Source organism: Bacteroides sp. 1_1_30, from assembly GCF_020982715.1.
In the GTDB taxonomy this organism is placed as follows: domain Bacteria; phylum Bacteroidota; class Bacteroidia; order Bacteroidales; family Bacteroidaceae; genus Bacteroides; species Bacteroides xylanisolvens.
This window is the reverse complement of record NZ_JAJKHN010000039.1, coordinates 37,993-61,494: the sequence shown is the minus strand read 5'-3', so window position 1 is coordinate 61,494 and position 23,502 is coordinate 37,993. Positions and strand designations below refer to the sequence as shown.

General features: G+C 44.1%; 14 protein-coding genes and 1 pseudogene. 4 read left to right on the top strand and 11 right to left on the bottom strand.

The features are described from left to right. Window positions 1-78: 78 nt before the first annotated feature. From LPH68_RS13220 to LPH68_RS13180, 9 genes and pseudogenes are all read right to left on the bottom strand, one after another. Window positions 79-1,809: pseudogene (locus LPH68_RS13220) on the bottom strand (family 20 glycosylhydrolase); the annotation flags it as partial. Between the two features lie 17 nt (window positions 1,810-1,826). Beyond that, window positions 1,827-2,729, bottom strand: coding sequence for a glycerophosphodiester phosphodiesterase family protein (locus LPH68_RS13215; RefSeq protein ID WP_008023870.1), 903 nt, complete (start codon window positions 2,727-2,729; stop codon window positions 1,827-1,829). Between the two features lie 57 nt (window positions 2,730-2,786). Next, window positions 2,787-4,937: a fimbrillin family protein gene (locus LPH68_RS13210; RefSeq protein ID WP_008023869.1), complete on the bottom strand. Its 2,151-nt coding sequence runs from the start codon at window positions 4,935-4,937 to the stop codon at window positions 2,787-2,789. A gap of 18 nt (window positions 4,938-4,955) precedes the next feature. After that, window positions 4,956-5,849, bottom strand: a complete 894-nt coding sequence (locus LPH68_RS13205) for a fimbrillin family protein (RefSeq protein WP_008023868.1) — start codon at window positions 5,847-5,849, stop codon at window positions 4,956-4,958. A 19-nt stretch (window positions 5,850-5,868) separates the two neighbouring features. Beyond that, window positions 5,869-7,320, bottom strand: coding sequence for a right-handed parallel beta-helix repeat-containing protein (locus LPH68_RS13200; protein ID WP_008023867.1), 1,452 nt, complete (start codon window positions 7,318-7,320; stop codon window positions 5,869-5,871). Window positions 7,321-7,375: 55 nt separating this feature from the next. Further along, a complete protein-coding gene (locus tag LPH68_RS13195) occupies window positions 7,376-9,151 on the bottom strand; it encodes a RagB/SusD family nutrient uptake outer membrane protein (RefSeq protein ID WP_008023866.1) in 1,776 nt (591 codons plus the stop codon). Between the two features lie 13 nt (window positions 9,152-9,164). Next, window positions 9,165-12,161: a SusC/RagA family TonB-linked outer membrane protein gene (locus LPH68_RS13190; protein WP_008023865.1), complete on the bottom strand. Its 2,997-nt coding sequence runs from the start codon at window positions 12,159-12,161 to the stop codon at window positions 9,165-9,167. Window positions 12,162-12,192: 31 nt separating this feature from the next. Further along, window positions 12,193-13,365, bottom strand: coding sequence for a glycerophosphodiester phosphodiesterase family protein (locus LPH68_RS13185; protein ID WP_008023863.1), 1,173 nt, complete (start codon window positions 13,363-13,365; stop codon window positions 12,193-12,195). A gap of 219 nt (window positions 13,366-13,584) precedes the next feature. Then, window positions 13,585-15,234, bottom strand: coding sequence for a DUF6377 domain-containing protein (locus LPH68_RS13180; RefSeq protein ID WP_008023862.1), 1,650 nt, complete (start codon window positions 15,232-15,234; stop codon window positions 13,585-13,587). A 278-nt stretch (window positions 15,235-15,512) separates the two neighbouring features. On the opposite strand from LPH68_RS13180, the gene LPH68_RS13175 reads away from it, so the two are divergent. Continuing rightward, window positions 15,513-16,301, top strand: a complete 789-nt coding sequence (locus LPH68_RS13175) for an aspartate dehydrogenase domain-containing protein (RefSeq protein ID WP_008023860.1) — start codon at window positions 15,513-15,515, stop codon at window positions 16,299-16,301. Here LPH68_RS13175 and LPH68_RS13170 read toward each other — a convergent pair. Both LPH68_RS13170 and LPH68_RS13165 read right to left on the bottom strand, forming a co-directional pair. After that, window positions 16,284-17,168, bottom strand: coding sequence for an NAD(P)-dependent oxidoreductase (locus LPH68_RS13170; protein WP_004309884.1), 885 nt, complete (start codon window positions 17,166-17,168; stop codon window positions 16,284-16,286). The two genes, LPH68_RS13175 and LPH68_RS13170, sit on opposite strands and share 18 nt — an antisense overlap. Before the next feature lie 171 nt (window positions 17,169-17,339). Beyond that, window positions 17,340-17,963 (bottom strand): HU family DNA-binding protein, encoded by a 624-nt coding sequence (locus LPH68_RS13165; RefSeq protein ID WP_008023859.1) that lies wholly within the window; start codon window positions 17,961-17,963, stop codon window positions 17,340-17,342. Between the two features lie 394 nt (window positions 17,964-18,357). Between LPH68_RS13165 and LPH68_RS13160 the strand changes: the two genes are divergently transcribed. The 3 genes from LPH68_RS13160 to LPH68_RS13150 all read left to right on the top strand — a co-directional run bounded on the left by LPH68_RS13160 (window position 18,358) and on the right by LPH68_RS13150 (window position 23,497). After that, a complete protein-coding gene (locus LPH68_RS13160; protein WP_008023858.1) occupies window positions 18,358-18,924 on the top strand; it encodes an RNA polymerase sigma factor in 567 nt (188 codons plus the stop codon). 148 nt (window positions 18,925-19,072) lie between these two features. Next, window positions 19,073-20,020, top strand: coding sequence for a FecR family protein (locus tag LPH68_RS13155; protein WP_008023857.1), 948 nt, complete (start codon window positions 19,073-19,075; stop codon window positions 20,018-20,020). 222 nt (window positions 20,021-20,242) lie between these two features. Next, complete coding sequence (locus tag LPH68_RS13150) at window positions 20,243-23,497, top strand: TonB-dependent receptor (RefSeq protein WP_192923086.1); 3,255 nt, start codon at window positions 20,243-20,245, stop codon at window positions 23,495-23,497. Window positions 23,498-23,502 lie beyond the last annotated feature (5 nt).

Here is a 23,502-nt window from a genome sequence, read left to right as displayed (position 1 = left end):
CAAGAGAAAAGCTCACGTAAAGCAAAGCTTTTCTCTTGATTTTTTAGAAAGAGGAACATTTACTGAATATCCCTAAGTATGAGTGTCTTTTTGATGCCCCAAAGCCACTTCCTGCCAGCCATTAAAAGACAAATGATGCTGTTGCAGGCAATCAGCTACCCGGGTGATGAAATATTCGGCCAGGTCATGCGCCTTTTCCATGCCTTGCTCTTCCATTAACGCCCTACATAAAGGGGAACCCATCCATGCGCCCTTAGCCACTTCATCACCTCCCAAATGGATGGTAGTCAGCGGTGCACCGGCTTCCTTATACATAGCCACTATTTCCTGAATCACCTTTTCCATAAAACGATAAGTGGAGGGCAAGGCTACATTCATAACATTATCCGTATAGGCTTGTGCCGAAATATATCGGGAAGTATCCTGCAAGTCACTCAAAAGATATTCTTTCGCTTTCTCCGGATCGGTATCGATGTATTTCTTATAACGTACATTCATTGCCACAATCGCCGCACGTGCATGGCCGGGGGATTCTATTTCCGGGATGACCTGCACATGTCTTTCCGCCGCATATCGTAATAAATCAATGAATTCCTCCCGGGTATAATAACCATTTCCCGATGTTGCGGCATACGGATCATATCCGCCATCATAAGCCGGATACAACCAGTCCTTTTCATCGGTTGTATGTCCCCGCCGCGAACCGATTGCAGTCAGCTCCTCCAATCCCGGAATTTCCAGCCGCCAGCCTTCATCATCCGAGAAATGGAACTGGAGCACATTCAGTTTGTAAGAAGAGAGTATATCAATCAGCTTCTTCAAGTGATCCACCGTTGTATAATTCCGGGCAATATCGAGCATCTGTCCCCGGTATAATAAGTCCGGATAATCCTGTATAGACATTGCTTCCAACCGGAACAGGCTTTCCTGCCCTTTCAGCAATCCTAACAAGGTCTGTGTACCATTAAAAACTCCATGTGGAGTAGCGGCACTAATCCTTATTTGCTGACCGTCAATGCACAGTTCATAATATTCCTCATTGACTGCTTTTTTCCTGTCAGAGAGATAATCCAAGACAATGGTTACCGAGGCTTCCGGCACAACTTCCAATCCATGCCATGCGGTGAGCTTCTCTTTCAACAGTTTTCCTTCATTGGCAAAATCCTCATGGAAAGTCAAAGCAAGTTGTTTCTCCAACACCGTTTCCCCTCCGGTAACAAATATCTTTTTTACGGAAGGTATGATATCCGTCGTCCGGAACTCCGGAGTATCTGCATTTAGTAAACGAAGGTTGGTTTCGTACGTCTTCCGTGCAGCCGTCCTTTGCCATTCCGTAACAGGCAATGGAACGGTATGCAGCGTCACAGGCAACGGCTTACCTTTCGATGCCCCCGACTGACTTACCCAATAACTCCCTTCGGGCGCATGTGAATTCTTCGGCACTTCCCCGTCACACTGGAATATCACTTTCAATGAATCTCCCGGAGCCAGTGAAAGAAATCCTTCTCCCGGATATATTTTAAAAAGAGTCGCATTTACTTCCTCTACCCTAACCGACGACGAAGCATCCTGCCGGATCGAACGGGGAAACTGCGAATAATAAATCTCCCAATCCTTTCCTATAGGAGCATCCGAAACATTCTTCAGTACAAAAGAATTCTCATAATATTTACCATTTCCATCGTAGCTTCCCATTTCCCAGGTTAAAGCAACCGGAGCTCTCGACTCATTCGCCGACTTACAACTGCCTGCAAGGAGCAGGATGAACAACCATCCCGCTGCCCATAAAGAAAACTTTATATCATTCATAAATTTAGTCTTAGTGATTAGTCATGCCATCCTTTACTTCTCAAATAATCGAGCATAAAAGCCGGACTGTCTGTTTGGAGGATTCTTGCTCCCAACTTGTTTATCAGATACCCATAACTTGCGTCCGGATCTTTCCTGGCAGCCTCATCATCATGTCCTCCTGCCAGAGAAGCCCACAAAGTGTTATACCAAATCAGACTTTTCCCTGCCAGCCTGCGTTCCATCCGGGCAGGCACCGGACTTGCAACATTCCGGTAACACAACTCAAAAGCAACCGGATGCAACTGTTCCATATAGTCCTCGACCACCTTCATCGATTTCTCCTCATCAATCGTTACGACAGGCATATAGATTACCTTATCCAGATAAGAACCAAACTCCCGCTTCACCGTCTCCACGGGTTGGGCACCTTTCATTATCACTAAATCGGCAGTATCGGTTTTCTTCAATATCACATATACATCATCAAAAATGCTGTAAGCCTTATCCAGATTAACCATTATCTGGCCTTTGGCAGCCAGCAAAGCTTCTTCCAAAGTAGGAACCGTATGTTCCGTCAGTCGGCCGTCTTTATCTTTCAACCGAAGTTGCTTTATTTCAGCCAATGTCTTATCTTTCACTTTTCCTGTACCATTGGTGGTGCGATCTACCGTATCATCATGCATCAGTACCAGCTGACCATCTTTCGTCTTACGGATATCAATCTCTACAATGTCCACTTTCATCCGAATAGCACTATCGATAGCCGCCAGGGAGTTTTCGGGGGCAATACTCCAATTTCCACGGTGCGCCACCACCAATACTTTGTCCAGGCACGGATTCAATACATCCTTGCGGATGGCCTCCGCCCGTTGTGCAGCCAGGAAACCTGGCTGCAAACAGAAAAGTAACAAAAGCACTATAAACCTGCTTTTCTTCATATCTATCATTATTTAATCTTTCTGCTCAATTTTGTTCAACTACCTATTGCCTCACTGCTACAACCCGGCATCATAAGCACCAGCCTGCATCTTGTTGACATTACGGGCAACTCCTCGTTGGTCTACTCCAAAGCCGTTTTCACCCACCCAATTGATAAATTGCTGTCCCACAGTTGCGTCGAAAGATTTCACCGCATCAATTACAGCCTGTTTCGTTGCAAATTCATCAATAGTACCGGTTACCGTCCATTGGTAAACACCATCGGTCAAAATTGCGGCGGGAAGAGTTTGGGATGAATAGTCCGTGTCCGTAGCAATAGCTCCCCAGCCTGCATCCGCAGCCTGATATACATTATATCCGCCGGAAGTGATATTACCTGCATAAATCGTCCTGTTTCCGGCTCCTTTGGCAAATAAAGAGTTGACCACCAGAGACGCGTTCTTCCCTGCACGGAAGACACCGTTCGGATTACCTGAATTTCCAACAATGGTAGTATTGGCAAGCATAAAATAAGCATCTCCATTGACTGTGATACTATTTCCTCCGGTAGCGGTGGTACCTAGTACGGTTACATTATTCATACAGGCATATCCGTTTCCGGCATGAATGGCAGTTCCCCAGGCGCCCGGTGCATAATTCTCATGCAACAAGCAGTTGTTCATAAACAGGAAGCTGTTTGCAGCGGTGGTAGTGATGGCTCCTCCCCTTGCGGTCGCCTTGTTATTCACCATCTCTACATCATTTAGCAAGACTCTTCCCTTTGATACTTTAACGGCTGCTCCACCATCTGTTCCACCATCACTTCCGCGATTGAAGTTCTTGATGACACAATTATTCAGTTGCAGGGTTGCATCACCTCCACCTGCCGCAACAAATACGGCACGGACACTTCCTGCATCGTTCAATCCATATTGTCCGTTGAAAGTACAACCGTCGAAAATAATATTTGTCTGATTGCCCAATACTAATAAAGAGTTGGATGTCGCAGACGCTCCACTACCGGCATTTCTGACAAAAGCAGTCGTGTGTTTGCTAATGTCACGCTTCGTCAAGTCCGTTCCCGTGCTTAAAGGATCATATCCGCCTTCAATCGTTATTTCCACTTGCTTGCTATAACCGCTATATTCTATCTTCACGCCGGAATTTTCTTTCGCCATCTCATAAGAGCCTGCAGCTACATAAATCTTCTTGCCATCCAGTTTGACTGCATTGGCGTTGGAGATGTCACTGTTACCATTCGTTTGTAACAAGTTGCGCAGCGCATCCACTCCCATAGCATTATCCCAATCCATACCGGTTGCGTTTCCGGCAGGCTGTTCTTTTACGTAATAAGCCGCAAGCTGCAGTTCTTCCGCATCTCCTCCCGGCAAAGTACCGCTATCCCACGGAGACACAATGGGTTCACTAATACTTATAATCGAACCTTCCACTTTCAGCGTGAATTCATAACACTTTGCGGGCTTCAATTCCGGAATACCGGGTAATACCAAATCTTCTCCCAAATAATTCAAAGAGACAAAGGTAGCGGTGGTTCCGGCTTTTCCGGGAGCTACGATGGCAGTATAAGTACAACCGTTCTGTCCTGCCTTACCACCTTCGGGAACTGTAATGAACGGTGATATCAAAGAAGTGCCCGATACCACTTCACCATTCGTGTATCCCTGATAAGAACCGATCTTTACTCCCTGCACCTTGCCTTGTCCGCCTACATCTGCAAGCGTCATAATCACTTTTGCCATTTTCCGGTTCATACCCAAACGAAGAATACGGGAACCATCATCTGTTGCATTCTCCACAGTACATGTCATATAGTCGGCTTTGGCCAGGTTTTCCAGACGTTGCTGGTTGGTGGGAAGTGTAAAGTTGGCCGTACTGGCTCCGCTCACCACCGGATAGAAAGCCGAGTAAGTCACCGGCTCCGCACCCCACCTTAAATAATAGTTATCCGTCGGTATCCATTTTCCTTCCGAGAGTACATAGCTCAAATACCCATCCTCACAACTTAACTGAATCTCATCACCCTCATTAAATTGTTTCTGCTGATCTCCCGCCGCACCGGGATTACTGCGGGTAAAGGCAGTATTAATAGAGGCTTCAATCCGGATAGCACCGGAATCTTCACCATACATAGCTATATTCTTATCTGTATCACAAGCCGCCATACTCGTCAGTAAATACGCAGCCAATATCAGTTTTGTAATCTTCATCGTTTATCTCCTCCTTCTTTAATTCCGGTCGATAAGTTGCCCGGTTGCCCAATTTCTGGCCATTTTAGCAGCCAGTCGGACTGTTGTGTTTACATTGAGAGTTAAGGTATGTTCCACTCCTTCTTCCAGTTCAATGGCCTCTTTAGCAGTCCAGATATACAGTTTCCCGTCATAGCTGAAATTGACAGAGAAGCCCTCTGCTATTTTTTGAGGAGGCAGGATACATTCGCAAGATTCCGTCCCTTTATAGGGAGCCACAGTTGCCACTACCGCATCCGCCGCAGGAACAACTACCGGAGCCGCTGCTGACAAATCACAAGTGGCATTGACAACAGCCCCATTGATAGCCATATCTCCTAACTTACTCATGGAAGCATCCGTCGTACCATTGACCGTGATTTTTATAATCAACTTACTCATGGCATGATTCAAAGAGATTTTCAGTTTCCCATCTGCCGTCAAATCCTGCTCCGGGTCAACTGTTGCTTTCATCAACAGGAAATCGGAGGATTTCACATTTTCTTCGGTAGACTGGTTGGTTAACGCATTGACCGTCAACGAAGCGTCCGGAGTGGCTTCACTCATAAATGGCGCATACGCTATCATCGTCACAGGTGTTCTTTCTGCATCCCAAAGCATCTGTTGACCGTCAGACGTACTCCATGCACTGCCGGAACCAACCATTTGTTTATGATAGTTATAAGCAGCATTTTCGCTGTTCCGGATCATTAATCCGAAACGTTCCAGATTCATGGCGTCATACCCTGCACGCGACAGAGGTTCATTCACTTCGGTAATGACGCGGATGACATGATCTTCGGGGAAACTGCCCGTTGATAGTAACTCATCCTCGTTGTTTGAGCATCCGGCTAGTGCGATACCCAAAGCTATTATATAAAATATCTTCTTCATGTTACAGTCGTTTTAAAGTTTAATTTGTCAGAACCGCATCATAAGCACCGGCTTGCATCTTGTTCGCATTACGAGTCACTCCGCGTTGGTCTATACCGAAAGCATCTTCACCGATCCATTCCACAAACACTTCTCCCAAATCAGCAATAGGCGAAGCCACCGGATTAAAACTTTTCGCAACTTCTATCACCGCCTGTTTGGTAGCATATCCTTTTACCGAACCAATCAGATTGAGATCCCACACATACACTCCCTTTTCATTCAGCGTGCCATTCACCGGATTGGGATAAGCCGTGTCGGACGCGCTCATCGTTATTCCCGTCACGCGCTGATACACATTATATCCTTTTGAGAAGGCTTCAAAGTTACTGCCATTCAGATTAAAGCTCGGAGCCGAAGGATTTTCAGAGATCAACAGGTTATTAATAAACTTCGTATCACCACCGGCACCTGTCTCACAACGTACCGCTCCATGAGTATCGCTCGCATTTCCAATGATTGTATTATTGGTCAGCAGGATGCTTCCTCCTCCGTTCAAAGCGGCACCCGTCCCCATATTATCTATCAGCGTGGTATTGTTAATACAGATATGTCCTTCCGACATCTGAATTCCATTTCCCCACGAGCCGTTATGAGAGTTGCCTTTCAACAGACAACCATTCATAAACACCACCGCTGTCTTGCTACTACAACGAACAGCTCCTCCACGACCGACAGCCTTATTATCCAGCAAGTTCACCTTATTCAGCCGCACCTGTCCCGACAAGACAAAGACTGCCGGACCACCCTGCTTGGCAGAAGTCGTTACTGCTGACGTACAATCTCTAATCACGCAATCGGTCAACTCGATGGAAGTATCACCGACACCACCGCTCACGTAAATTCCACTACCACATTCGGTTGTACTGGCATCTGCTTCAGACACATATCCATATTGGAAAGTAACTCCCTCAATGGCAATATGCCCTTTCTTCACCAATAACAAACCACAGTCACCGGCATCCGCCTGTTTATTTCCGTTCACATCGCCGCTGATAACAGTCACATACGCATCTATATCACGTGCCGAAACATCGGTCCCTTCGCTAAACTGACTATATCCGCCCTTAATCGCCTTTACATTCTTGCGAACAATTACACCAAGTCCACTTTCTTCGGACATGACATATTTCCCCTGACTCATGTAAATCGTACTCTTGGACAGATCGACAGAACCGCTCAACAACTTACGGAAGCCAGCCACATCCAACGCCTGTTCCCAGGAACTACCATCCATTTCCCCTTCACCGAATTGAGTCACGAAGTAACTCTCCAGTCCTTTCTGCATAATCACTTCTTCGTCCAGATCATCGTCGTAGTCGGTCATCATCGGCGGATCTATCATCTCATAGTCTTCCTGGCATCCCTGTGCCAACAGGAGAATGAAAGCCAGCATACATAGCTTCGATATTATGAATAAACTATTTTTCATTTTCTTTCTTTTTTAACTTGTACATTAGATAAGAATAATCACAAATTCACCGATTTCACCGGGCAATATCCGGATAACCGGGATTCTGTTTCAGGTATTCATTCTGTTCCAGTTGTGTCTGCGACAAGGGGAACAGTTCATAATGATTGTCCGCATCCCGTGGTTTGTCCCACCATGCTTCCTGATACCTGCCGAAACGAATCAAGTCTGTACGACGACGGCTTTCCGCCAGAAATTCCCGTCCCCACTCATCCAACATTTCTTTCTGATCGAGTACCACGTTGCCTTCCGGCTGGTAAGCGATATTCGCTGTAAAGTTTTCGTAGTTGCGCTTACGCACGCTGTTCAGCAATTTGCCAGCCTCACCTGCTTGTCCGAGACGGAGAAGGGCTTCAGCTTGAGAATAAATAATCTCTGCCAAACGAATCTCTGTATAGTCGGACTCAATATAATAACCTCCGGTAAACGGATAGAAAGGATACTTCACACAGTAAAGTCCGGAATTGAAGTCACCATTACCCAATTTAGATTCCTTATAAGCCGGATTAGAGATATAACCTGACTCTGCATTTCCCTCAAATCGTCCGACCTGGTCACGCAAATAAATCACATATTGATTATCCGGGTTCTTGGCATATCCTCCACTGACAGCGGAGTTGGCAATCTTACCTTCGAGAAAAAACATACCTTCGCGGGTATTGTTACCGGTGTTTACATATTGCTTATAACGTATGTCCCCCTGATATTTGGCAAACTTCCGGGTAACCATTCCCAATCCATAGTCGAACAGTTCGCGTGGCTGCTGATTGTCATAGCTCGGTGAAAGCGCGTATTTCGGATTCCGTTCGCCGTTTCCCTCTATTTTCAGGTAATACGCACTACCATAAGGCAAACCACGTCCGTAAACCGTTCTTCTGTCATTTTGCAGATGCCAGCTGGTCAGCCCGTAAGAACCGGGAAAACCGAAGATCACCTCATTGCACATTTCATTGTTCCAGTCGAAAGGTTCATACCAGTTATCGGCAATCGCATAATATCCGAACTCTCCTCCCGTGATACGTTTACACATATCGATACATTCCTGCCATTTCGCCTGACCAATCCATACCTCCGCATTCAAATAGAGACGCACCAATAAGGATGCCGCAGCAGCTTTCGTGAACTGTCCCTGTTGGCTACCATTCCCAGATTGTCCACTCTTGACGGGCAAAGCTGCCAGACAGTAATCTTTCAATTCACTCTCGATGAAATCGAACATTATTTGCGGAGAGACTTGCTTCCGGTTTTCCGGCAGTTCGTTCACAGCCTGGTCTGATGTAGTGGTGAGAATACAGTTGCGATGGGTATTCAACAGACGGAGATAACCCCAGGCACGCATACAGCGCAACTGTGCTTTAAAACTTTCAAATTCACTGTCACTCAAACCAAAATTGGACGGATTCAATTGGTTCAAGTCGTCCAATACCATATTACATTGGCCGATACCTACATAAAAGTTTTCCCATTCGCTCAACCAGTCGCCCTGATTGATATCATCATATTGATGACGGTGATACATTTCCCACAAACCTCCATCGTACCACCAAGTGCCACGAGTGGGAGTAATCAACTGGTCTGCGGGAAGTTCCTCGTTCTCATGGCGTATCCAGATACAGCAATACATGTGCTCAAAGGGACGGAAAACGGCGTTGATAACATCCTGTTTCGTGTTATAATAGTTTTTGGACATCACCTGGTCATACACCGTTTCCGACAGATCCGTACAAGACGGTAAGCCTAACACTGTGCCCGCCATCATACTTAATCCTATGATATATTTTGTTATTTTCATAATGGTTCTTTTTTTAAAAACTAACTTGTAAACCTAAAATAAACTGGAAGGCAGACGGATAATAGTTGTATCCTCCTCCGAAAGTACCCGGCGTCAGTCCGTTCACTTCGTAGGTAGAAGGGTCTACACCGGTGAACTTCGTGAATGTATAAAGATTGTTGGCTGTGCCGAACAAACGTATCTTTTCAATATACTTCTTATTCAGGTTCATGGTATATCCTAAAGTGATGTTGTCTATCTTCAGGTAATCACCCGGTTCGATGAAATAGTCGGTAATCACATTCTTACCCGTCATGATATGCGCATTCTTCGAATAGGCGGTAGTCAACTGGTTGGTACTCATACTCTGCAAGCCGAAATAGAAATCGTGCACATTGAATATATCAAACCCGGCAGCACCACGGAGGGCAACAGTCAAGTCGAAGTTCTTGTAAGTGAAGTTGTGCGTCATAGAACCGGTGAATTTCGGCAAACCGTTTCCGGTCACTGCCTTGTCTTCTTCCGTACCCTGCGCAACAGGAATCACATTTCCTTTCTTGTCATAAATCAGCCAGTCACCCTTTTTATCCACTCCTGCATAGCGGTAGGTGAAGTAGTTGCCGATACGTTCGCCTTCTTCAATCCGCTGCAAATATCCCGGATTGTTAGGATTCGCCATGTTGCAGGTGGAGTAATATTTCTGTCCCTTGTATACATCATTGGAGAAGCTGACAAACTTATTGTTATTGGTAGCTCCCACTAAGGTGAAACTATAAGTGAAATCCTTTGTCCGGACAGCATTTACGGTTATGTCAAGCTCGAAACCGGTATTGCGCAATGTACCTACATTGGCATAGATAGTAGAAAACAAATTGGGCGGAACCGATACGGAATAGCTACCGAGCAAATCGCTTTGTTTACGGTGGAAATAGTTAAATGACCCGGTCACTTTGTGCTTGAAGAGCGAGAAGTCCAAACCGATATTCTGATTGTGCCCTTTCTCCCAACGGAGTTCCGAATTGACATTCTTACTCGGTCCCCATACATGGAAGTTGTTGCCGCCATACTGATACCAGCCATAGGCTCTATAGGTTGCCAAAGACTGGTAATTACCTATTTCCTGATTACCTGTCACCCCATAGTCATAACGCACTTTCAAGTCGTCAATCCATGAGAGTCCTTTCATAAACTTCTCATCCGAGATACGCCAGCCGACAGATATCGCCGGGAAATTACCCCATTTATGATTCTCACCAAAGCGGGAGGAACCTTCGTGGCGTAAAGAGAAAGTGAACAGATAGCGCTCTTTCCAATCGTAATTGACACGTCCGAAGAAGCTGATTAATTTATGGTCATTTTTATAAGAACTCATCATGGTTTTTCCTTCTTTGGCTGCTTCCAGACCGGAGCCCAGATTATTGTACGTCAATCCGTCGGAAGAGAAGTCCCAGTTTTCGGCTCCCATACCCGAACTTACCCCATAATTGTAGCTATAACCTACCATTGCACGGATTTGATGATCCTTGATGCGTGTAGAGAAGTTGGTCACCCATTCGAGATTGTTGTTAGTGTTTTTATCAAAGTCACGGCTCGCTTTTCCGGCAACGCCCGAATTGACATTGGGACCATAAGTAGACGGAATGAACCATCCGTTGAACTTATCCACCTGATACTGTGAAACAGTAACCTGTGATTTCAAGACCATGTTCGGATTATTAGGATTGAACAACGGCAACAAATTAACGGCAGCAGTAGCATTCCATTCCAGCAATTTAATCTCTGTGCCATTCTCTTCCTCATTCAATTGTTCGACAATATTCGAGCTGTCGCCTCCAGACGGAAAACGATAATATCCGTTAGCTGATTCAGGATCATAAACCGGCATTGTCGGATTATTCTTGATGACACTGCCATAGACACTGGCTGACTTGTTCCGGTCGATGACACGGGGAGTCATGTTAGCTGCAAAGGTAAACAGGCCGTCTTTCGTTGTGTGGCTGATGGTAGCACGCGCACCATATTCCCTACGGTCGGAACGCAAGTCAATTCCCTGCGCTTTGCGATAATCGGCTGTTACACGATAATTGGTTCTCGCATTGCCTCCGGAGAAGGTCAACGTGTGCATGTGTGTCACTCCCAAACGGGTAACGGCATCAAACCAGTCCGTACTGGCTCCCATATCGGAAAGTGGATTGGAAACCGTGCGGTAAGCACGATATTCTTCCGCATTCATAATGTCGAGCTCTTTCTTTGCTTTATTGAAGGTGACGGCAGCACTGTAAGTCGTATGCACTTCCCCGTCACGGGTTCCTTTTTTCAGATTCACAAGGATCACACCGTTGCTACCCCGTGTACCGTAGATAGCGGAAGCGGCACCGTCTTTCAACACATCGATCGATTCAATATCGGCGGGATTGATATTCGTCATATCGCCTCCTGGCACTCCGTCTACAACAATCAACGGGCCCAGCCCGGCATTACGCGAAGATATGCCACGAATCTGGATACTTCCCGTACTGTTCGGATCGGCCAAAGCCGTATTGGAAACAGATACACTGGATACTTTCCCCTGCAACAGCATGGAAGCATCGAGACTGGAGATTTGATTCAGGTCTTTCGCACCGACATGGGAAATAGCCGAGGTCATTTCTTTCCGTTTCATCGTACCATAACCCACCACTACCACTTCATTCAACGCTGTGGATTCTTCTTTCAACACGATTTTCAGTAATTGCCGGTCTTTGATAGCCACCTCTTGTGTCTCATAACCGATATAGGATATTTTCAGGCGACCGTTCTGCGGAGCATTCACCTGAAATTTACCGTCGATATTGGTGATGGTGCCTTGTTTCGTCTCTACAACTACCACCGAAGCTCCGATGACAGGTTCCCCCTTTTCGTCGATCACCGTACCGGATATTTTACGTTCCTGCTGCACTTCTAAAGAAGCTCCTCTTGCCTGAATACCGGAAAACAGCATCAGCAATATACCTAACAGACAGGTACACGTTTTGAAATGAATATTTCTCATAAATAGATGATTTTTATATTAGATGATAAAGTTAACGAAGCCCTCTTGCCTGTAATGCCGGAATCAACAAGTCCGGTAAGTCCGTCTGTATCATACATACCATCGGATAGATTTGCAAGAGTTCATTCAGATAATCCTCGTTCAGTGTCCATTCGGATACGCTACTGCCACTTGCCGGAAGCATATTTACCGTAGCAAGCATTCCGTCATTGATTGAACTTCCCAAAGGAGTGCTTTTTCCGTTTGTCAGGTAGCTGTATTGCACAAAGTAATTGCCCGGCAGCCCTATCATCGGTTTATGACTTCCTGTCCATGTGTACACGTGCGCTTTAGGAGTAATGCCCAATACTTCTTCTGCTTTCTGCGCACTGTTACAATAGAAAAATACAGATTCCATCATATCCAGTTTCATCACGATATCCACCACCTGCTGCGAAGTAGCCGTGCGCGGAGAGTAGTCGAGATTGTAATAAATTCTACCTCGGCCTGCTTTCAGAAACTCTTCCAGAGTAGGCATTTTTTCATCAGTCACCCGGCCATTCCGGTCTTTCAGGTTGTACTTCTGTAATTCCGCATAGGTCATTTTTGTGATGTCGCCTGTGCCATCCGTAGTGGCATTAATGGTTTGGTCATGGCATACCACTACCACTCCGTCACTTGTCACATGAGTATCACACTCGATCACTTCCGCGCCCGAATCAATGGCATCTTCTACGGAAGAGACTGAATTTTCGGGAACAGTTCTGTCCGACGTGTGCGCCCGGTGTGTCATGACCCATACTTTTTTGTTGTCCGGCTCTCTGAATTGCTTCATCGCCTCCGTCAGTGCCAACAGATTATAGATACGGATTCTCTTCTGCACCTCATACTGACCTGCCGTAACATGCAGCGTGTAGTCACCACTTTGGGTATAAGCATAAGTGATAGGGGTAGCAGCTTTTCCTTCCTTGACCGTCCCGTCACCAAAATCGACAGTAATATCGGTATTTCCATCAATGTTGTTGAATTTGACCTCCACCACTTCTTTCAGCAGGGCACGGGTACTTACTTGCAGGTAAGGATTCTTTTTTACAGGATCATCGTCAGAGCAAGCGTTGCAGACTATTCCCAATAGAATAGCCCAACAGCATAACCAGCTTATCGGCTGGCGTTTTGTTCTTCTTCCTTTTTCCGGAACAAAAAAATGCAGTAATTCATTTTTCATTTGTATTTCTATAAAGGTTAATAAAAAAAGGAACTCCCGAAGGCGAAACCTATTCGTTCCGTTCGGTTATGACAAAAATAGAGGGAAATGCCCCGATAAAAAATAGCAAAGGGAATATAAGTGGAAATCTACAATTCTCTCAAAGAAATAACCACTTGATTATTAATATCTTACCTCTAAACAAGCTCACATTAAAAGGTAGATTGGGCACAGATTTTATTAACGGATTTTTGCCACCAAATCTTCAAAATCGTCTCGTGAAACACGTGCTTTTGTTTTTACTCTCGAACGGTAATTATAGATTGTATTCACCGAGTAATGCAGAAGTTCCGCAATCTGCGAACTGTCTTTTATTCCCAAACGTATCAAAGCAAAAATACGCAGTTCGGTATTCAGTAGTTCATCCGGTTTCAAAACAATTTGCTCATCCGGCAATAATAAGGCATTGAGAGATTCCACGAAATTAGGAAAGAGATGCAGAAAAGCGGAATCAAAGTTCGCATATAATTCTTGCACTTCAACGGTTACAATGTCATTGCTAAGATGTGTCATTTTGAGCAACTCTGCCACTTGTCCGCGTTGCAGTTTCTTGTTTACCAGCTTTCTGTACGCTTGCAAACGGTCTACATATACAGAGCACAGTTTGAAGAAACGGGCAATATAGGCTTCTTTAATGAGATTGGACTCGGAAAGCTCGAGATTGGTGGAACGAAGATGACGGTTCACTTCTTCGAGTTCTTCATTTAACGAGAAGAGCCGTTCGTTTACTTCCTGCAATCCTTTTTTCGCGATGGAAAGGGCTTTCATCTGCCGGTAGATATAGATTAATGCGATCACCAACAGTAATGCCAACAAGGCTACGCACGCAATATAGATCAGTAATTCCCGGTTCTGTTGCTTGATAATATCCTGATAATTCCCGTTTATCATAGAAAGCGGGGTGATATTCATCCAGCTCCGCAACCGCGTTTTATAGAATTGTGATATTTCCCATGAGAAATTGATATAGTCATAGGCACGTTTCAAATCTCCTTTTCTATTCAGTTCTTGTGCCAGTACCATCAAAGAAGATTGCTCCTTAATGGCGGAACGCACATCTGAAATGGCTGAAAGCACCAGATAATACAAATGCTCGTCTTTCTTGCCCATGCTCTCAAAAAGGCGGAAACGCTGATAGGCTACCAGTGCATATTGAGGTGTGCCGAAAGAAGCCTCCGCAAGCCGGCGGTCACTGAATTCAAGAGCCTCATCGTATTTTCCGGCTTCTCTTAATTGCGTCTCACGCAACCACAGGTATGTAGCCGAGGACGGATCTAAAGTGACCTGCATCGAATCACGGTATGCATGGCTCAATTTTGCATAACGGGAAGCAAACATCTTATATCGGGGTTGTGCCGCTCCTGCTTCGAAATATACATGCTCGTAACAAGTATAGTAATATCCCAAAAGAGACGATGGAAGTGTCTGACGATCAATCGAGTTAAGTATATCCGCTGCTTCCATATACATTCCGATGGAGGATAACAGATAGGATAGCTCCAATTGAATTTTAAGTTCCCGCTCTTTGTCATTCAACTGGCGGGCCAGCAGCATATTTTCATTCAGATAGTGGAGTGCGGAATCGGAACTGTATGCTTTATATTCAAGATAAATATCGTTATTCAGATGATAGCGTTCGACAGAAACGGGAGGTGTCTTTCGTGCTTCTTTTTTCAGTTCATGGAGTTTATTCTCTTTGATCTGTACATAAGTATCGGCTTCCTTAATCGTTTTATCAAGCACATTCAACAATGAATCCAGGCTTTCACCAGCAAAAGCCGAATAACAGGAAAAGAAGAGCAAAAAGCAGAGTAGACAGTTCTTTTTCATTGGGCGGATAGACTTTAGTGAGTATGAGATGATAGAGATTAACCGGACAAATGTAGAGAAAATCTTCGTAACCTAACTATAAATGGCTCATAAATTAAAGGAACAAACAGACTATTATAAAGAAAAAACAGAAGCCAGACAGAGTATATGTTACATTATTATTAATAAAAATGAGTCTTACTCTATCAGACAAATCCATTCCCAGATACAGACCTGATGAAAATAAATACCATATTACCAATCCAAGCTCTTACCAATAAAAGTATTATCTTTGTTGCATGAAAAAATTAGTCATTGTAGGATGTGGACGACTTGCAGGAATCGTTGCGGATGCAGTTGTCAAAGGCTTATTACCAGATTATGACTTGGTAGGTGTCTATTCGCGTACGGCTTCAAAAGCAGCGCACATCGTTCATAAAATGCAGCAACATGGCAAGCCTTGCATTGCTTGCGCCACATTGGAAGAGTTATTAGCATTAAAACCAGATTATCTGGTGGAATCGGCCTCTCCTGCCGCTATGCGGGAATTGGCTTTGCCAGCATTGAGAAACGGAACCTCTGTCATTACCTTGTCTATCGGTGCTTTAGCAGACGAGACATTCTATCGGGAAGTGACAGAAACAGCCAAGGCAAATGGTACACGAATCTATATCGCATCCGGAGCTACCGGTGGATTCGATGTTTTAAGAACTGCCTCTCTGATGGGAAATACGACGGCCCGCTTCTTCAATGAAAAAGGTCCTAACGGACTCAAAGGAACTCCCGTTTATGATGATTCCTTGCAAACGGAGCAACGTACTGTTTTCTCCGGAAGTGCTGCGGAAGCTATTCGCCTCTTTCCAACCAAAGTGAATGTTACAGTTGCCGCCTCACGAGCTTCTGTCGGTCCGGAGAACATGCAGGTATCCATACAATCTACCCCCGGATTTGTGGGAGATACGCAAAGGGTAGAAATCAAAAATGACCAGGTGCATGCCGTAGTAGACATTTATAGTGCTACATCGGATATTGCAGGGTGGTCAGTAGTGAGCACCCTGATTAATATCACATCACCCATTGTATTCTGACAGATTGGCCAATACTTTTGCGCTCAGGCGGTCAAACGCCTGACGCGTGCGGCCAGTAGACACCTGCATACAACGTACATGCGGATGATTGAGCAGTTGCTCACTCCCCAACGCGCCTATCGTGTCACAAAAACAAAGGTTGTCACCTTCCAGCCATTCAGCGAAAGCTGCCTCATCCCATGCCGGCGACAAACCGGTATTGAATAAGATTTTCCGATTACCCATCTGCCTGAATTCCTCTTCATGCAGCAGAACCGTATTTTTATTAAGGCAACAGCAAATGACTTCACTCTCTGCAAGGAGTTTCTCCAACGGCAAAAAGCAATATCCTTTGGCAGTAGCCGCTTCTTTCTCACTGCGGGCATAATATGAAATATCAGCACCAAAGAACTTCAAAGCGTCCGCTATCATGCCGCCCGACTTACCCAATCCGACTATTCCGACTTTTAAGCCGGTGATCTCACGAGGTAACTCCTCCCACGATTCCTGCCCGAAGCCATGCAAACAGCGCACCAACTCACTGACGACATATTCTACCACTCCCTCATCACCATAATCCCGGATACCTGTTACCGTGATACCCCGTTCATTGGCATAGCGAATATCGACATTCGCACTTTCGGGAGAATAGAGCGAGCAACACATTCCAATGTATTTCACATTCAGACAACATTCAAGTACATACCGGTTGATACGGGAGGTATAACTCAAAAGCACCGCATCGGCATCTCCGATACGGGCAATGATTTCATCATCACTCGCGGGTACATCAGGATACATCACCACCTGACCGGCAAATGAATACAACGCTTTTTCGGCCGACGGAACCAGACTGACCGGCTCTATAGCTACAAGTTTCTGAAACATCGTTTTTTTATTTTAGAAGTATTATAAAAACAAACATACACGGTTACCGGATTAGCAACCCAACATGGGCGCTAAGATACAAATTTCTAGCCATAATATCATTTAATGATGGACGATAACAGTATGTTTTAGACACACGAACGCAAGTTAAACATATCCAATCAGAGTTCACTACTCGCCATCCGGTTCCTTTCGTGGCAGTGCTATAAAATGCATCTGATTACCCCGTCCCTCCCGCTTGATAATGCCTTCGGCCGCAAAAGATTTAAGATCGTCCAATGCAGTATTCTTCAAACGCCCGGTAAGTTCTGTATAAGTGGTTCTTGTGATGAAGCCATGCTCTCCGATATATTGCAGGACGAGTTTCTTCAGGTTCTCCCTGTCCCACTTACGCGAAGTATTGAAATCGACACACTTTCTGCGCTCCAAATCTCCGCGAATACCTACACGCATACTCTTGGAAGCACGGAAATTCACCCCGTTGAAAGCTACGGATTCAGAACGAATATCATTCTTATTTGCTACCAATCGGGAAGCTTTCACTTTGGCTGAAAAGAAACCGAACTCTCCCAATTCAACGCGGTATCCTTCACCCAGATATTGCAATACATCCTCTTTCAGTTCTATAAGGATACCTTCTATCACTCCTTCCTTAAATCCGGTTCTCTTAGCAACGCCACGGATCAATCGTTCTGCCGGAATCGTTCCACTGTAGACAATGTCGGCATACATTGTTTCCGTTTCTCCTTCCTTAGTAGTCAAGGCAGGCTTCTTCTTTAAATTGTAAAAGGCCATAATCTTATTATTATATTTAAGACTTTTCAGTGCAGAGAATAAAGATTTTCAGTGCAGAGATTTATCATAGTTTATGCACTCGGGTAGTTGTCCAGTTGTAACGGGACAATAGTCACCTTATAGAAAAACAAATATCACCTTATAAAGTGATATTTATCACTGCATAAGATGACCACTTGTCTTTGCAAGGGTAAAAAACAGTAAAGATACAAAATTAATTAGCGGAAAGCAAGAGACGGTACAATAAAGCTCAATATATGATTGTAATATGATTGCAAAATAAAATTCATCTGCCAACTACCGGACATCGGTTTCTCTTTATTTATTCACATAGATTTGTTTATTTCTAAATTATTTCAGTACATTTGCCTGACCTACTTCTATTACAGAAAGGATGAAAATAGACGAAATACAGTGCATAAAAGAACTACGCAACGGCTCTTACCAGGCTTTTACCCAGATTTATGAAGCCTACGCCGACCGACTTTACAGCTTTGTTCTTAAACAACTAAAAAATCGTTCCCTGGCACAAGATATTGTTCAGGATACCTTTTTACGCCTATGGGACAACCGTAGCCAACTGAATAGCTTTGGCAACCTGCAAGCCTTTATTTTCACTATTGCCAAACATCAGGTAATCGATTATTTCCGCAAACAAGTCAACGAACTACAATTCGAAGACTTTATGGAGTATTGCGAGAACCAAGAGAGCGATGTATCTCCAGAAGACCTATTATTGTATGATGAATTCCTGCAACAACTGAAGAAATCAAAGAATATTCTGTCACAACGGGAACGAGAGATTTATGAACTAAGCAGAGAAAAACATATTCCAGTCAAACAGATTGCCGAGCAACTGGAGCTTTCCGAGCAAACAGTAAAGAACTATCTGACTTCCGCTCTGAAGATCCTTCGCAGCGAAATAATGAAATATAATATTCTCTTTATTTTCTTCTTATAATATCGTCACTGCAACACATCACAAGGGGAAGGCAATAATATCTTCTCCCACAAAAAAGATCTCTATCTGATTTTTATGTTATAAAACACAAAGAAATCATAGTACTCTCTTATTCCATTCACGTATAACCAATAGAAACACCTATAATATGGCTACACATTTTAAAGATTTATACCGCCGATATATGGAGAAGGGACTACCTTCTTCTGACTTGAGAGAGTTCAAAAAAGAACTTGACCACATACCGGATGAAGAACTTTGGAATACCATGATAAACATGGAAAAAGATTCTGCACCGGAAATCGGGATGCCCCCCATGATGAAAAAGCAGATACGTAAGGAACTTCATCAAATCATCTGGAGAAGACGCTGGTATCAATTTGCGAAATATGCCGCTGTCATCGCTCTACTCGTCACCTCTTCCTTCGGCATATATTCCTTATTCGATACTCCAAGTTCGCAACAAATGATAACTGCCAATGTAAAACCCGGCAGCAAATCAGAGATCATATTGCCGGACGGAACAAAAGTGCAACTGAATGGTGCCACTACCATCAGATATGACGTCAATGATACAGAACAACGACTCGTACATCTATCAGGAGAAGCTTTCTTCGATGTAGCCAAAAGCCCGGACTGTCCTTTCAGAGTCATGGTAAATGACTTCCAGATCGAAGTATTGGGAACTTCTTTCAATGTGAATACATATAAGAAAGATGTTATCGAAACCTCTCTGCTTACCGGAAAAATTAAAATATCCGGCGGCTCTCTCCCGCACGAATATACGCTTACTCCCGGTGAAAAAGCAACCTACTCCAGTGTAGACAAAGCCCTCAAAATTACAAAAGCTGATGTGCATGTAGAAACAGGCTGGTGTAATGATTATCTAATTTTCGACTCCGAGCCTTTAATTGATGTTATAGAGCAAATAGAACGGTGGTATGGAGTAGAAATAGAACTAAAATATCCACAGATTGCACAAGATTTACTGTCCGGTTCTTTCCGCCATGAAAATATACAGAATGTTATCCATTCATTGAGCCTTCAGTATAAATTCAAATATGAGATACATAAAGATAAAATCATTATTTATTAACCTCAAAAGAAAGGAGCCTATGAAAGATATAATATAAGCTATTTAAAGAAAAACAACCAAAGAATCGCCCAATCCTTTGGTTGTATGAAAGTCGATAAAATTAATCCATTAAAACATGAAAAAATAGTATCAACTATGAATTACACAAAGTTAATTTTTTCCTTTAAAAAGAGGAGACATAATCTCCTTATTTTTAGAAACTTTACCATTTTGCTCACTGGAATGATTTTACTATCCACAACAGGAGCATTGGCACAAAAAGGAAATGTGTCGGTAAACATCAATAATGGTACGGTGAAAACATTCATAAAGGAGATCGAGAAACAAACCCGGTATACATTCGTTTATCGGAACAATGTCCTCAACGACCAATCGAAAGTGACCGTCAACTGTAAAAATAAGCCTCTTGATCAAGTACTGTCACAAGTATTCACTCCATTAAATGTTTCTTATTCGCTTAATAACAATACCATAGTATTAGTGAAGCAAGAAGTGCAACAACAGAAAAAAAACGAAAAGAAAACCATCAAAGGTACTGTGACAGATGGAAAAGGCGAACCGATTATCGGAGCCAATGTAATACAGGAAGGTGGCATCGGAACAATTACAGATGTTGAAGGAAATTTCACCGTCACAGCAGACCTATCCAAGCCGTTGGAAATATCCTACATCGGATACAAAAAGAAATCTATCCGCATCGGTGCTTCACCAACAATCAACATAGCGCTGGAAGAAGATGCACACGTCATGGATGAAGTTATCGTCATCGGATATGGCTCCAAAACCAAGCGGGATGTTACCTCTTCCATTGGAACTTATAAACCGGGAGAAGTCAATGTCCGCCAGGTATTAGGTGTTGACGAACTGTTGCAGGGACGCGTATCCGGAGTGAATATAACGTCAGCATCCGGTGTACCGGGAAGTAAAAATCGGGTCAGTATCCGTGGAATCGGTTCAATTACCGCAGGTAACGAACCACTATATGTAATTGACGGAGTACCTATCAACAATACGTCAGGAGATACTGGTGCTTGGGGAGCACAATCAATGAACGGTCTGAATGATTTCAATCCCTCCGACGTAGAATCTATACAGATTTTGAAGGATGCAGCTTCCGCTGCTATTTATGGCTCACGTGCAACAAATGGTGTTATCCTGATAACAACTAAAAAAGGAAGCAAGGGACAGGCCAAAGTAAACATTGACACGAATGTTAGTTTCTCCAACCTGACCAGAACAGACAAACTGGATATGACCGACACTGATCTGTTTCTGGAAGTTCTGAACGAAGCTATCGACAACTATAATCTGCAAACCAACAGTACGCAGGCACGTATCGATAACCCTGCACCGGGAAAAGCACAGACAAACTGGCTCGACCTGGTACTTCGTACGGCTGTTACCTACACGACTACCGCGTCTGTGTCAGGCGGAACAGATAAAACGAATTATTACTTGTCCGCCAATTACAAACACAACGAAGGTGTAATTATCAACAATCAGCTCAAACGTTACAATTTGAAGGTTAATCTGGACACGGAAATCAAAAAGTGGCTCAAGGTAGGAACCGCCCTGAATTTAAGTTACTCGCGTAATAACCGCGTTCCCACCGGCTATAATATAGGAACCAGTGTCATTACCCGCGCCATCGAACAACGTCCATGGGATTCCCCTTATCGTCCCGACGGAGAATATGCTGTCGGAGGACAGGAGTTGGCCAACCATAACCCGATACAGGCTCTTAACGAAGAAGATGTATATATCGATAATTACCGTGCCCTCGGTTCACTCTATATGCTGTTTAACATAACGAAAGACTTGAACTTCAAAACCACACTCGGAGAGGATTTCAACTATACGGAAGAACACATTTATTACACAGCCGATCACCCCTATGGCAATAAAGTAGGAAAGCTTATTGACGGACGAAAATCTTATGCGAGTACTTTATGGGAAAACGTGCTCACTTATAAACATTCCTTTGAAGAAGATTTCTCTCTGGACGTCATGCTGGGGCATTCTATACAAAAGGATGTAACTTCCTCGGCCGCACAAACGGGTATCGGATTTCCCTCTCCTTCTTTTGACGTCAACTCTGTTGCTGCCGAATACTCGGATATAAGTACAGGACTTTCTTCATTCCTGCTCCAATCATTCTTCGGCCGTTTAAGTCTGAACTACAAGAACCGCTATTTACTAACGGGAACCATGCGTGCTGACGGTTCTTCCAAATTCATATCCAGCAATCGCTACGGATATTTCCCGTCTGTCAGCGCCGGTTGGAATTTGGGAGAAGAATCTTGGTGGAAATATCCACAAACCGATGTAAAGTTCCGCGCAAGCTGGGGTTGCACCGGTAATCAGGGAGGTATCGGCTCTTATGCTTATCAAGCATTAGCCGGTGGAGGGTACAACTATAACGGTGAGAACGGTTTAGGACTGACTACTGCAGGCAACCGCGATCTTAAATGGGAAAAAGCCCAACAAGCTGACGTCGGAGTAGACCTTTCTTTTTTCAGAGGTGCGATCACATTCACAGCAGATGCATTTATCAAAGATACCAAGGACTTGCTTTACCAAAAGCCAACTCCTGCTACATCGGGTTATACCAGCCAGGTATGTAATATCGGATCAATGCGTAATAAAGGACTCGAATTTACCTTAGGAGCCAACCTTAGCAAAGGTTCATTCTCATGGCATTCAGATTTCAATATCTCCTTTATCAGAAATAAACTGACTGCGCTTCTCGACAATAATGAGATATTGACAACCAGCTCGATGCACGCCCTTAAAGTCGGCGAACCGATAGGGTCCTTCTATATGATTAAGTGGAAAGGTATTTACCAGTCGGATGATGAAATTCCTGCCAAGATTTACGATCAGGGCGTAAGAGCAGGAGACTGTATTTACGAAGATGTGGATGGTAACGATGTCATAGACGAAAACGACAAACAGTTTGTCGGCTCGGCTAATCCAAAGTTCACCGGTGGTTTCAATAACACATTCAAGTACAAAGGCGTTGACTTGAGCCTGTTCTTTACATTTTCGTCAGGCAACAAGCTCTATGAACTGTGGACCGGAGGTTTACGAATGGGTAACGGTACATGGCCGATACTGAAATCATCTGCAGAATCCCGTTGGACGGGACCAGGCAGTACTAACGAAAATCCGCGTGCCATTTATGGTTATACGTGGAACTCAACCAAGTTTGTCAATACCCGAATGTTACACGATGCATCTTATATCCGTTGCCGTACAGCTTCTATTGGATATACCCTCCCAAAAAGTTGGATTAACCGGATACATATCGATAATCTACGCATATATTTCCAGGCAGATAACCTCTTCATATTAACGAAGTGGCCGTATCTGGATCCGGAAGTAAATGTAAGCCTCTCTGCAACCAATATGGGATATGATTATCTCTACCCATCCCAACCGCGTACGTTTACAATAGGTGTCAATCTTAAATTCTAACAGAT